At 59.6% G+C, this 12,518-nt stretch carries 13 protein-coding genes; 9 read left to right on the forward strand and 4 right to left on the reverse strand.

Annotated elements, in window-relative coordinates; genetic code table 11:
• Window positions 1-130: 130 nt before the first annotated feature.
• Window positions 131-2,524 carry an excinuclease ABC subunit UvrA gene (locus tag J7I86_RS16085; RefSeq protein WP_214821385.1) on the forward strand — a complete coding sequence of 798 codons (2,394 nt, stop codon included), beginning with the start codon at window positions 131-133 and terminating at the stop codon, window positions 2,522-2,524.
• A gap of 95 nt (window positions 2,525-2,619) precedes the next feature.
• Entirely contained in the window at window positions 2,620-2,904 is a 285-nt protein-coding gene (locus tag J7I86_RS16090) for a hypothetical protein (RefSeq protein ID WP_214821386.1), read from the forward strand.
• A gap of 53 nt (window positions 2,905-2,957) precedes the next feature.
• Here J7I86_RS16090 and J7I86_RS16095 read toward each other — a convergent pair whose 3' ends face one another.
• A complete protein-coding gene (locus J7I86_RS16095) occupies window positions 2,958-3,653 on the reverse strand; it encodes a sigma-70 family RNA polymerase sigma factor (RefSeq protein ID WP_214821387.1) in 696 nt (231 codons plus the stop codon).
• Window positions 3,654-3,917: 264 nt separating this feature from the next.
• Here J7I86_RS16095 and J7I86_RS16100 point away from each other — a divergent pair, with 264 nt between their 5' ends.
• Entirely contained in the window at window positions 3,918-4,901 is a 984-nt protein-coding gene (locus J7I86_RS16100) for an Lrp/AsnC family transcriptional regulator (protein WP_214821388.1), read from the forward strand.
• Window positions 4,902-4,975: 74 nt separating this feature from the next.
• On the opposite strand, the gene J7I86_RS16105 is transcribed toward J7I86_RS16100, so the two are convergent.
• Both J7I86_RS16105 and J7I86_RS16110 read right to left on the reverse strand, forming a co-directional pair.
• Entirely contained in the window at window positions 4,976-5,401 is a 426-nt protein-coding gene (locus J7I86_RS16105) for a VOC family protein (protein ID WP_214821389.1), read from the reverse strand.
• An 87-nt stretch (window positions 5,402-5,488) separates the two neighbouring features.
• Window positions 5,489-5,944 carry a VOC family protein gene (locus J7I86_RS16110; RefSeq protein ID WP_214821391.1) on the reverse strand — a complete coding sequence of 152 codons (456 nt, stop codon included), beginning with the start codon at window positions 5,942-5,944 and terminating at the stop codon, window positions 5,489-5,491.
• Between the two features lie 160 nt (window positions 5,945-6,104).
• On the opposite strand from J7I86_RS16110, the gene J7I86_RS16115 reads away from it, so the two are divergent.
• Both J7I86_RS16115 and J7I86_RS16120 read left to right on the forward strand, forming a co-directional pair.
• Complete coding sequence (locus J7I86_RS16115; RefSeq protein ID WP_214821393.1) at window positions 6,105-6,494, forward strand: DUF3054 domain-containing protein; 390 nt, start codon at window positions 6,105-6,107, stop codon at window positions 6,492-6,494.
• Between the two features lie 73 nt (window positions 6,495-6,567).
• Window positions 6,568-6,846 (forward strand): Lrp/AsnC family transcriptional regulator, encoded by a 279-nt coding sequence (locus J7I86_RS16120; protein WP_017197606.1) that lies wholly within the window; start codon window positions 6,568-6,570, stop codon window positions 6,844-6,846.
• An 18-nt stretch (window positions 6,847-6,864) separates the two neighbouring features.
• Here J7I86_RS16120 and trpD read toward each other — a convergent pair whose 3' ends face one another.
• A complete protein-coding gene (gene trpD, locus J7I86_RS16125; protein WP_214821395.1) occupies window positions 6,865-7,923 on the reverse strand; it encodes an anthranilate phosphoribosyltransferase in 1,059 nt (352 codons plus the stop codon).
• Window positions 7,924-8,071: 148 nt separating this feature from the next.
• On the opposite strand from trpD, the gene J7I86_RS16130 reads away from it, so the two are divergent.
• From J7I86_RS16130 to J7I86_RS16145, 4 genes are all read left to right on the forward strand, one after another.
• On the forward strand, window positions 8,072-8,710 hold the full coding sequence (locus J7I86_RS16130; RefSeq protein WP_309476745.1) for a heme-copper oxidase subunit III: 639 nt from the start codon (window positions 8,072-8,074) through the stop codon (window positions 8,708-8,710).
• An 88-nt stretch (window positions 8,711-8,798) separates the two neighbouring features.
• The gene (locus J7I86_RS16135; RefSeq protein WP_214821399.1) at window positions 8,799-9,587 is read left to right on the forward strand and encodes a c-type cytochrome; all 789 of its coding nucleotides are present in this window, start codon (window positions 8,799-8,801) and stop codon (window positions 9,585-9,587) included.
• 97 nt (window positions 9,588-9,684) lie between these two features.
• Window positions 9,685-10,755 (forward strand): ubiquinol-cytochrome c reductase iron-sulfur subunit, encoded by a 1,071-nt coding sequence (locus tag J7I86_RS16140; protein WP_214821401.1) that lies wholly within the window; start codon window positions 9,685-9,687, stop codon window positions 10,753-10,755.
• Complete coding sequence (locus J7I86_RS16145; protein ID WP_214821403.1) at window positions 10,733-12,406, forward strand: ubiquinol-cytochrome c reductase cytochrome b subunit; 1,674 nt, start codon at window positions 10,733-10,735, stop codon at window positions 12,404-12,406. Before J7I86_RS16140 ends, J7I86_RS16145 begins: the two co-directional genes overlap by 23 nt.
• The last annotated feature ends 112 nt before the right edge of the window (window positions 12,407-12,518 follow it).

Consider the following 12,518-nt stretch of genomic DNA (forward strand, 5'->3'; position numbering starts at 1 on the left):
CTTCATTCTTAGCGAGTAAACCTTGGAAGACAATGGCAGAATCGAAGCTACTGGCCGAGGCTGGTCAGTGTGAACCAGGCGACGCCAACGGGGGACTGTTGGGCAGCGCCGCCTAACAGATGGAGAAATCATGACTATTGCCCCGAGCACGGACACGCAATCTCCGGGATCCCACGTCGCAGACACCCACGATCTGATCCGAGTCCAGGGTGCACGTGAGAACAACCTCAAAGACATCAGCATCGAGATCCCGAAGCGCCGTCTCACGGTCTTCACCGGTGTTTCCGGCTCCGGGAAAAGTTCACTGGTCTTCGCAACAATCGCCGCAGAGTCGCAGCGCATGATTAACGAAACCTATAGTGCCTTTGTGCAGGGTTTCATGCCCAACCTGGCCCGGCCCGACGTCGACGTTCTTGAAGGGTTGACCACCGCGATCATCGTGGACCAGGAACGGATGGGCTCCAACCCGCGCTCCACCGTGGGGACAGCCACGGACGCCAATGCCATGCTGCGGATCCTCTTCAGCCGTCTTGGCCAACCTCACATCGGCTCGCCCAACGCTTACTCTTTCAACGTGCCCACAGTGAAGGCCAGTGGTGCTATCACCGTGGAACGTGGTGAAGGCAAAACGAAGACCGAGAAAGCCTCGTTCAATCGCCTGGGTGGCATGTGTTCCCGGTGTGAGGGCATGGGGGCGGTCAATGATTTTGATCTCACGGCCCTGTATGACGACACCAAATCACTCAGCGAAGGCGCCCTGACCATTCCCGGCTACACCATGGATGGATGGTATGGGCGCATCTTCAGCGGCTCAGGGTTCTTCAACATGGACAAGCCGATTTCCAAGTTCACCAAGAAGGAACTCCACGACCTCTTGTACCGGGAGCCCACCAAAATCAAGGTAGAGGGCATTAACCTCACTTATGAAGGCGTGATTCCCAAGATCCAGAAGTCGATGCTCAGCAAGGACGTGGACGCCTTGCAGCCGCACATTCGTGCGTTCGTGGAGCGTGCCATCACGTTCACCACGTGCCCGGAGTGCGAAGGCACCAGGCTGAGCCCTGAAGCCAGGTCTTCCAAAATCAACGGCAAGAGCATTGCTGACGTCTGCACCATGCAGATCAGTGACCTCGCGGACTGGGTCCGCGAGCTGGATGAACCCTCCGTAGCGCCACTGCTCAAGGGCCTCCAACACCTTCTGGACTCTTTCGCTGGAATCGGATTGGGTTACCTGTCCCTGGACCGGCCTGCCGGAACGTTGTCCGGGGGAGAGGCCCAGCGGACCAAAATGATCCGGCACCTTGGTTCATCGCTCACCGATATCACCTACGTCTTCGACGAACCCACCATTGGCCTGCACCCCCACGACATCGAGAGGATGAACCAGCTCCTGCTGCAGCTGCGGGACAAGGGCAACACGGTCCTGGTGGTGGAACACAAGCCGGAAACCATCGCGATCGCTGACCATGTGGTCGACCTTGGGCCTGGTGCCGGTACCGGAGGCGGCACAGTGTGTTTCGAGGGCGACCTCGAAGGGCTGCGGGGGAGTGACACCATCACCGGACGGCATCTGGACGACCGGGCGTCCATTAAGGACAGCGTGCGTGACGCCGCCGGAAACATGGAAATCCGGGGCGCCTCAACAAACAACCTCAAGAACGTCGACGTCGACATCCCCCTCGGCGTTCTCTGTGTCCTTACCGGTGTGGCTGGCTCCGGCAAAAGCTCACTGATCCACGGTTCAGTAGCCAAGCGCGACGGAGTCCTGGTGATCGATCAGGGGGCAATCAGGGGATCACGCAGAAGCAATCCGGCCACGTATACAGGCCTGCTGGAACCCATCCGTAAGGCGTTTGCCAAGGTCAACGGTGTTAAGCCCGCTCTGTTCAGTTCAAACTCCGAAGGCGCATGCCCAACGTGCAATGGCGCTGGCGTCATCTACACGGACCTCGGCGTGATGGCCACCGTGGAATCGCCCTGCGAAGAGTGCGAGGGAAAGCGATTCCAAGCAGCCGTACTGGAGTACCGGTTGGGGGGACGCAATATTGCAGAGGTGCTTGCAATGTCTGTTGACGAGGCCGTGATCTTTTTCAGCGACGGCGACGCCCGGACCCCTGCTGCCCATAAGATTCTCGACCGCCTCGCCGATGTCGGGCTGGGATACCTGACGCTCGGCCAGCCTCTCACCACGTTGTCCGGCGGTGAGCGCCAGCGGCTGAAGTTGGCCACGCAAATGTCTGAAAAGGGCGAGATCTACATTCTCGACGAGCCAACAACCGGCCTGCACCTGGCCGATGTCCAAAACCTGCTGGGAATGCTTGATCGTCTGGTTGAGTCGGGCAAATCCGTAATCGTTATCGAGCACCACCAAGCTGTCATGGCGCATGCGGACTGGATCATAGACCTGGGTCCCGGAGCTGGTCACGACGGCGGCAAGATCGTTTTCGCTGGAACACCGGCCGAGCTTGTGGCCAAGAAGTCAACGCTGACGGGCAAGCACCTGGCTGCGTACGTAGGCGCCTGATTCTTACATGCAGCGCCGTCAATGGACGCCTGAATCCTCTGACTCCCACTCGATGTGATGCCGATACACCCAATCAAAGTTGTCCTCCGGTTTGCGTGCGATTCCGCGGAAGACTGCAGGCAGGACCCCGCAGGGTCAGGCACGATGAGGACAAGCGGAAGGTCCTGATAGAGCTGATCGGCGATCAGGTAACCGCCGCCACGCCATACTTCGTCGATTTCATGAGCGGTTTGGCCGGCCTGCTCGAGGGCTACACTGACGACGAACTACGCGTCATCGCCGACTACTCGGCCAGGGCTGCGGAAGTTCAGAAGAACGCGGCTGCGCGCTTAGGTGGCAAAGCGCATAGCGCGGTACCCCTCCCGGGCTCACCCGCATAACGCCGATAATCTACATTATGTAAAGTAATAGTGAAGAGGGCCTACCCTTCCGGCTACCCGGAACCCTTCATGGCACTGCGCATTTGGTGCAGAGCAGCCAAGGCCATTGCACACGGCGAGCAGCCATCCACGTGCCGACGAATCTTGACGCTGCCTGCCGCCCGTCCATCGCTGAGGACGTACTTCCCGAAATGCTGCGACACTTCCGCACAAGAATCCATGGACGTTACAACTACATGGCCCTGGAGATATGCCTGCCGTAGCCCTTTACGCGCGCGTATGAGCAGCGCCGAAACACTATTCGGGGTCATGTCCATGATCCGAGCCACTGAAGCAGGTTTCATGGTTTCCACCTCGCTGTACCAAAGCACTGCCTGCCAACGTGCGGGCAGGGACCGAAACGCTTCAATCAGTGAAGACGGTTCCAAGGCATGCAGGTAAGGATCGACGTAACCGTCGTCCCTGTCCCTGTCAGGGACGTCGCTGAGAAAGCCGACGCGCCTGGCTTGCACATTCCGTCGATGCGCGGTTCTCCGCACCGCTGTCAAGAGATAGGCCCTAAAAGAGTCCGACGGTCCCCTGCCAACAGCCAGAGCTTGGAAGACGGACGCAAACGCTTCGCCCACCACATCGTCCATGTCTGATGGATTGTCAGACTCAACGCGGGCCACGTAGGCGGCGAGGTTTCTGTACCTGCGAAAGAGTTCAGCAAAGGCAGAAAGTTGCCCGGCCCGAATCAAGTTCAACAAGGCCGCGTCACACCACCCCGACGTGTCCCCTGCTACCAGACCAGCCGCAGGTTTCAAGACGGGCGCCCCACTCCCCTGCCGCTGGTCACAGAATTCGTCAGGACATGAGCAAGACTTTTCTTCGGAGGCCACCTCCGGGCAAATAACGTTCGTAGCGGACATGGCGCCTCTTGGTCGTCAGTGTTCTTCGCGGACCCTAGAATCTAGGCAGCACGAAAGAGAACACACCCAAAATGCAGCCAATTGAGACGAAGGGGGTACCAGATGCAGGATTACGACCTTGACGGGCGTGACTTGAGGCTTCTTCACGCTCTGCAGATTCGTCCGCGCGCCCCCTGGTCTGCCCTTGCGCCGGTCGTGGGCGCAGACGCAGTCACCCTTGCCAGGCGCTGGAATGCTCTTCAAGACCAGGGGTTGGCCTGGTTGGCAAGTTACCGGGGACCCGGGGCGAAGTATGTAGGCGCGATTGTAGAGGTTGAGTGCACACCCGCCCGGATCGCCGAGGCTACGGAGGACCTTGCACGCGACGATGAAGTCCTCTCCATTGACCAAACAATCGGAGGCCGTGACCTGGTAGTAACGTTGCTGTGCCGGACGGATGCCGACCTGGCACGGTTTGTGTTGGACCGACTTTCAAACGTGGCAGGTGTGACCGGCACGCGAACACACCGCGGTATCCGGCTCCTCGCGGATGCGCAGCTCTGGAGGCTGCGCTCCCTTCAGGACAACGAGGCACGCCAACTGGAGTCGAGCCTTCCCCTGCCAGTGGCCGCCCCCAGAGGAATCTCAGCCGACGTCGAGCACCAACTTGCCGGTATTCTGCGAAACAACGGCCGGGCCTCCGTTGCAGAGATTTCCGAAATACTTGGAATCAGCACTACACGTGCAAGAAATGCACTGTCCACCATCCTTGCCGAGAAGCGCATGGTATTGCGCTTGGAGATGGCACGCCCCTACTCCCCCTGGCCCGTGGCCGTATGGTACTTCCTGCGCGTGCCGGCCACGATGGTGGAATCCGTCGCAGGAAAACTCGTTGGCTTGCAGGAGGTCCGTCTGGTAGCCACTACCGGCGGCCTGTACTCAATCCTGATGCTGGTGTGGCTTCGTCGGGTTGAAGACATGACAGTGCTGGAGAGACAGCTTGGCGAGAGACTCCCTTTCGCCGAGATCCTGGACCGGTGCATTGTGTTGCGAACCCCCAAGCACATGGGCAACAGACTCACGCCTGATGGAAGGCGCATCACGTAGTTAGAGCACTGCACGTGACTGCCCCGCAGAAGGACTCTGCGAGGCAGCTACGTTGTCCGGGCCACACGGAACGACTACTCCTGCCGGGCTCCGGCAATGTTGACCAGCCAGCCGATCCCGAACCTGTCAACACACATTCCAAAAGTGTCACCCCACGGTGCCATCTCAAGTGGAACTGTGACCGTCCCGCCGTCGACGAGTTTTTCCCAGTACCCGCGGAGCTCCCCTTCATCCGAGGCTTCTCCACTCAAGGAGACGGAGATATTATCGCCGGGGTTGTACTCCATGCCGTTCGGGGTGTCAGCGGCCATCAATGTCAATCCGCCGGGAGTTTCCAACATGGCATGCATGACCTTGCCGGCTTCGGCTGGATCTTCGCTGGCTTGATAGTCGCCGAAAGTGCTGATGTTCAGTTCACCGCCAAACACGGACTCATAGAACGTGATGGCATTACGGGCGTTGTCCCGAAATGAGATGTAGGGATTGAGGCGGGTTGTCATTGGTCGGTTCTCCTCATTGTTCAGATGGTCACGCATCACCGTGCGGCAATGCTAACAGCGCCACGGGGCGCCTGTCCCCCACAATCTTTAGTGGCCGTCGTACGCCCTTTGCAGAACATTGATGTCGAGTTTTTGCATGGTCATCATTGCCTTCATGGCACGCTGTGAACCTGCGGGATCGGGGCCGCCCAAGAGCGCGGACATTGCAGTGGGAACAATCTGCCAGGACAAACCGAACCTGTCCTTCAGCCATCCGCACCGGCTTTCCTGTCCCCCAACGAGCAGCGCTTCCCAAAACCTGTCCACTTCCTCCTGGGAGTCGCAGTTCACCACCAATGAGACAGCCTCATTGAACGCGAAAGCCGGCCGCCCGTTAAGGCCCATGAACTCTCTGCCCTCGATCTCAAACTCAACGGTCATGGCGTTTCCATCAGGCCCGGCGACTATCCGCCCCATGGATGAATTATCGAATGTCGATGTATAGAGCTCGGCGGCTTCGGCCGCTTGATCGTCGAACCACAAGCAGGTCGAAATCTTCTGCATCCACCGCTCCTCCAAATAGAGGGGAACTCCTTGTCCCCCGTCAGAGGCTAATACCGTGAGATCACCCACACAACAGTCGCCGACGAATCCAGCTCATCGCCGATACAGCACCCGGCGGTGGCTTTCGTACATGAGGGACGCCCCGGATAGTGTCGTAGGTATGTCTTCGCCCTCAAGATTGTGGATCCCCGCAGCTACCGCCGATGTTTTGTTAATTCTCGTCTTCGCCGCAATAGGCCGGGACGCCCACGCCCGCGGAGACATCATTTCGGGAGCTTTCGCCACAGCATGGCCGTTTCTGGCTGCAGCAGCGATCGCCTGGCTGCTCACGCGAGCCTGGCGGGCACCGATGAAGGTATGGCCTTCCGGAGTTGGGATATGGATCGGCGCAGTACTTGTTGGAATGCTGCTGAGGGCAGCCACAGGGCAAACAGTTGTGCTGCCGTTCGTACTGGTGGCGTTAATCACCCTCGGTTTTTTCCTGCTCGGATACCGACTCATTGCCGTCCTCCTGATGAGGGCAACGCGCAAACGGCATCGCCGGGCATGATCAAGCCCCCGCCAGCGGGAATGCACTAGGCTGGAAACCGTCCGCAACGATGCATGTCCCAGAAAGGCCCCACGTGATCACCGCTTTCGTCCTGATCAAGACCGATGCCTCACGCATACCGGAGACCGCCGAACAGATATCTGCTATCCAGGGCATCAGCGAGGTGTACTCCGTAACTGGCGAGTGGGATCTCATTGCGGTGGCCAGAGTGACCAAACACGACGAACTTGCCGATGTGATCGCGGATCGTCTGTCAAAAGTTGCCTCGGTGGTCCACACCACCACGCACATAGCCTTTCGGGCCTATTCCCAGCACGACCTTGACGCAGCCTTCGCACTCGGATTCGAGTAGCAGAGGGACCGCTGGTCTTTAGCTTTGGCTGAGGGCCGTCCACCTGGCGAGTACTTCGGCGGCCTTGCCGGAGTCAACGGAGTCTGCCGCGCGGGCGAAAGCGGTGTCCATCCTCGCCTCGAGGCTGCCTTCGGCGTCGAGATCAACTGACACCAATCCAGCGGCCGCATTCAGCAGAACGGCGTCGCGCACCGGGCCCTGCTTACCACCGAGGATGTCGCGCACTACGGCCGCATTGGCAGCGGCGTCTCCTCCGCGAAGATCAGCAACCGTGGAAGGGCGGATCCCCAGGTCCTCGGGTGAAAAGACCTGCTCCCTGACGGTCCCGTTCCTGATCTCCCAAACAGTCGATGGTCCCGTGGGGGTCAACTCATCGAGGCCGTCGTCCCCACGGAAGACCAGTCCACGGCTGCCGCGGCGGGCCAGAACTCCTGCCACCAAGGGCGCCATGCGGGCGTTGGCTACGCCCACTGCCGAGGCTTGTACACGCGCCGGATTCGTCAGTGGCCCCAGAAAATTGAAAGCTGTGGGTACAGCCAGTTCACGACGCGGCACAGCCGTATGCCTGAAAGAAGGGTGGAAGACCTGGGCAAAGCAAAAAGTGATTCCGGCCTCTTCAGCGTTCCGGGCCACCTGCTCGATGGATAGATCCAAGCGGACCCCCAAAGCCTCCAAAACGTCAGCCGAACCCGACGTGGAAGAAGCAGCCCTGTTCCCGTGCTTCACAATCTTTGCCCCGGCGCCGGCTGCCACAAGTGCAGCCATTGTGGAGATGTTCACAGTGTTCAGGCGATCTCCGCCAGTACCTACTATGTCCAGCTTTTCACCGGAGATATCGATCGGGTTGGCGTGCTGGACCATGGCCTCAACCAGGCCTGCCAATTCTTCGACCGTCTCGCCCTTGGCGCGGAGCGCCACCAGGAAGCCGGCAATCTGCGCCGGTGTCGCCTCTCCGGACATGATGGTGTTCATGGCCCACTCTGTGTTGCCCACTGCAAGGTCGTCGCCGTTGATCAGTGCTGAGATGAGCCCTGGCCAGGTATTGCTGGCTGCAGGTGCCGTTGCCGGAGAAGTCACTCCCTGATGCTATCGAGCCAGCCACGCCGATGACCAATGTGAACGCGACCGGGAACTTTTCCGCGCGAATTCGCGTCTTTGTAGAAAAAGTCTCCCGAATCGGTGGTTTGCATTGGGAAGTCTGGACTTTTACAGACATAATGTCCTTGTGACATCTGCGACCCATGCCCCCAGTACCCCGGCGCACCCGACGCTGAACCGCCCCAACCTGGTTTCTGTTGGAACCGTTGTTTGGCTGTCCAGTGAGTTGATGTTCTTCGCCGGCCTCTTTGCCATGTACTTCACCCTGCGCTCCACATCAGGAACGATGTGGGCCGAGGAGACGGCCAAGCTCAACTTCCCGTTTGCGCTCGTCAACACCATCGTCCTTGTGGCAAGTTCCTTTACTTGCCAGATGGGCGTCTTTGCCGCCGAGCGGCTCGAGCCGCGCCGTACCGGTGGGCTCCTGCAGTTCACACGTTGGGGCATGACCGAATGGTTCTCCCTGACGTTCGTCATGGGCGCCTTCTTCGTGGCCGGCCAGACCACGGAGTACGCCATGCTCGTCTCAGAGCATGTATCCCTGTCGTCCAACGCTTACGGCTCTGCCTTCTACATGACCACGGGCTTCCACGGCCTGCACGTCATTGGCGGCCTGATCGCGTTCCTGTTCATCATTGGCCGTGCTTTTGCGGCCAAGAAGTTCGGACACTTTGAAGCGACCTCGGCGATCGTCACCTCGTACTACTGGCACTTTGTCGACGTTGTGTGGATCGGCCTCTTCCTGGTCATCTACGTCCTCAAGTAAGCCCGGCTTTGACTCTTTTTCTACAAGAGGCAGAATTTCAAGAAGCGGCTCTCGGAGCCGACGCAGGATCGAATAAAGGAACCACCACGTGAAGGCACTATCGCAGAAGCGACGTCACCCACTGGCAGCCATTGCGCTGTTGCTGATGGGCCTCCTCCTCACTGGTGGGCTGTACGCCGTTGCCACAACTGTCAACCAGGCCAAGGCCGACACCACAAGCTTCAGCGCGAGTGACGTAGAGGAAGGCGGCAAGCTCTTTGCCGCCAACTGCGCCACCTGCCACGGCATGGGTGCCAGCGGAACCCAGGACGGCCCCTCGCTGGTCGGCGTGGGCGCTGCTGCAGTTGACTTCCAGGTTGGCACCGGCCGCATGCCCATGCAGATGAGCGGCCCGCAGGCCCAGCAGAAGCCCGCCCAGTTCAACGCCGAGCAGACCAAGCAGCTCTCTGCCTACGTTGCATCCCTCGGCGCAGGCCCGGCCATTCCCGAGGAACACCTCCTCGACGGAAAGGGAGATGCAGCCAACGGTGGCGAACTCTTCCGCGTCAACTGCGCTATGTGCCACAATGCCGCAGCTGCCGGTGGTGCCCTGACCCGAGGTAAATTTGCCCCCGCCCTGGCGGGAGTGAGCGCTGAACACATCTATGAGGCCATGGTTACCGGCCCGCAGAACATGCCCGTCTTCAACGACTCCAACGTCACCCCTGAGGACAAGCGCGACATCATCACCTTCCTGAAGACCATCGAAGCAAACGGATCACCCGGTGGCGCCGATCTGGGCTCGCTTGGCCCGGTATCCGAAGGTCTGTTTGTTTGGGTGGCCGGCTTGGGTGTCATCATCGCATTCACCATCTGGTTGACGTCCCGCACGTCCTAGCCCGGACACTACAAAAACTTCTGCTGCATGGTCAGCAGTTTGAAACTGAAAATAACTCGACCCCGGTCGAGACAACGAGAGAAGGATGAGGCGAATTATGGGCAACCATAGTGACGGCAGTCCGAACCACTCGGGCACCGTAGCTACGGCTGGTCAGAATGAGGTGGAGAAGTTCCAGGATCCTGGACTCCCTCCGCATCGTTTGCGCCTGGCTGACACGGACCCGGTAGCCGCAAAGCGCGCCGAGCGTCAGGTAGCCATTCTGTTTGGCACCTCAGTAATCGGTACGCTGGTGTTCCTGGTGGCATACTTTGCCATCGATTTGGGCGACGACACCTCGATTGCGACCATCCGCACCCAGAACCTCCTTTTGGGCCTGGGTACTGCGTTTGCAATGCTGGGAATCGGCACCGGAATCGTGCATTGGGCCAAGGCCCTGATGCCCGATCACGAAGTGTCCGAAGAGCGCCACGCTATCCGTACTGAAGAAGATCGCCAGGCTGCTGTGCGCATCGTTGACGACATCGTGGACGAGACCGGCATTAAGCGTCGCCCGTTGATCCGTAACACCCTTCTTGGTGCCGTTGCTCTTGCTCCCCTGCCTGCCCTCGCCATCTTCGGCGATCTGGGTCCGCGGCCGGACAAAGCTTTGGCACACACCATGTGGGCGCCAGAGGGCGACAAGCTCAAGCGCCTGACCCGTGATCCCGATGGCACCCCCATCAAGGCTTCGGACGTCACCATCGGTTCGGCCTTCCACGTGATCCCCGAAGGACTCAACGAACTCCACGAAGGCAAACTGAACGAGAAGGCAAAAGCCGTCGTTCTCCTGATGCGTTTGGACCCGAATTCATTGAACCCCTCCGAGGGCCGCGAAAACTGGAGCTACAACGGAATCGTTGCTTACTCCAAGATCTGCACGCACGTGGGGTGCCCGGTTGCTCTTTACGAGCAGCAGACGCACCACCTCCTGTGCCCCTGCCACCAGTCCACTTTTGACCTCACGCAGGAATGCAAGGTCATCTTCGGGCCGGCAAGCCGTCCGCTCCCCCAGCTGCCCATCGCAGTTGACGCAGAGGGCTACCTCGTCGCCACCAGCGACTTCAGAGAACCTGTAGGACCGAGTTACTGGGAGCGTGACGAGCATGAGCGCCTCATCAACAGCTGAAGCCCCCTTCGTTCCGAAGACCAAGGTTGGTAGTTTCACCAACTTCGTGGACGAGCGTGTTGGCGGCTCCGGCATCCTGCGCGAGTTTGGCCGGAAGGTCTTCCCCGACCACTGGTCGTTCATGTTTGGTGAGGTGGCGCTGTACTCCTTCGTCATCTTGCTGATGTCGGGAACCTTCCTGACCTTCTTCTTCGACCCGTCCATGGCGGAAACCCACTACCAGGGTTCCTACACGCCGCTGTACAACGTCGAAATGTCCGTTGCCTACAGCTCGTCGCTTAACATCTCGTTCGATGTCCGCGGCGGTCTGTTCATGCGCCAGGTTCACCACTGGGCAGCTCTGCTCTTCGTGGCCTCCCTCGGTGTGCACATGCTGCGCGTCTTCTTTACGGGTGCTTTCCGCAAGCCCCGTGAAATGAACTGGGTTGTGGGCGGCGTGCTGCTCATCCTCGCGATGGCCGCCGGCTTCACCGGCTACTCACTCCCCGATGACCTGCTGTCCGGCAACGGCCTGCGCATCATCGACGGTGTCATCAAGTCGATCCCGGTCATCGGTACGTACACGTCGTTCTTCCTCTTCGGTGGCGAATTCCCGGGAACGGCCATCATCGGCCGTCTGTACGTCCTGCACATCCTGCTGGTTCCTGCCCTCATCCTCTTGATGATTGTCATCCACCTCTTCATGGTGGTTGTACACAAGCACACCCAGTACCCCGGCCCGGGACGCAACGATGGCAACGTTGTTGGCTACCCCCTCGGCCCGGTCTACGCTGCGAAGGCCGGTGGATTCTTCTTCATTGTCTTCGGCGTCCTGGCGCTTATGGCCGCTGCGTTCACGATCAACCCGATCTGGAACTATGGCCCCTACGACCCCTCCCCGGTTTCGGCTGGTACCCAGCCTGACTGGTACATCGGGTTCGTTGACGGCGCCCTGCGCCTCATGCCGGGTGTCATCAACGACTTCCACTTCGAATGGGTCATCTTCGGACGCACCCTCACGCTGAACGTCCTGCTTCCGGCGCTTGTACCGGCCGGCATCATCTTCACGGTGTTGTTCATGTACCCGTGGATTGAACGCTGGGTTACCAAGGACAACCGCGAACACCACGTCCTGGACCGTCCGCGCAACGCCCCCACCCGCACGGCGATCGGTGTTGCAGGCTTCACCTGGTACTGCGTGATGTGGGCAGCGGCTGGTTCCGACCTCATTGCAACGCACTTCCACGTGTCGCTGAACGATGTGACGTACTGGCTGCGGACGCTGTTCTTCATCGGCCCTGTCATCGCCTTCATTGTGACCAAACGAATTGCACTGGCCCTTCAGCGCAAGGACCGCGAAATTGCACTCCATGGACGTGAGACCGGTCGTATCGTCCGGCTCCCCCACGGTGAGTTCATCGAGGTCCACGCTCCTCTGGACGAGTACAAGCGTTACAAGCTCGTCGGGTTCGAATCGCTTGCCCCCATCCCGGCGCAGCCGAATGAGCATGGCGTTGTCACCGGCAAGGAGAAGCGCCGCGCGGCACTTTCCCGATGGTTCTTCGAAGACCGTGTTGCTCCGGCAACGCCGGCGGAACTCGAAGCGGCACACGCCCATGGCCACCACGAGGCCATTACAGCTGGTGAAGACCAGAAGAGCCTCAGCCACTAGCGGTTGAGCACTCAAACATAAGGGAAGGGCCCGGTCCCTAGCGGTCGTTGCAACACTCAGAATTTTTGGGAGTTGCAACGACCGTGTCTCGTTTAAGCGGTGTTTCGTCAGG

The organism is Arthrobacter sp. ISL-95, assembly GCF_018613695.1.
Taxonomy (GTDB): domain Bacteria; phylum Actinomycetota; class Actinomycetes; order Actinomycetales; family Micrococcaceae; genus Arthrobacter.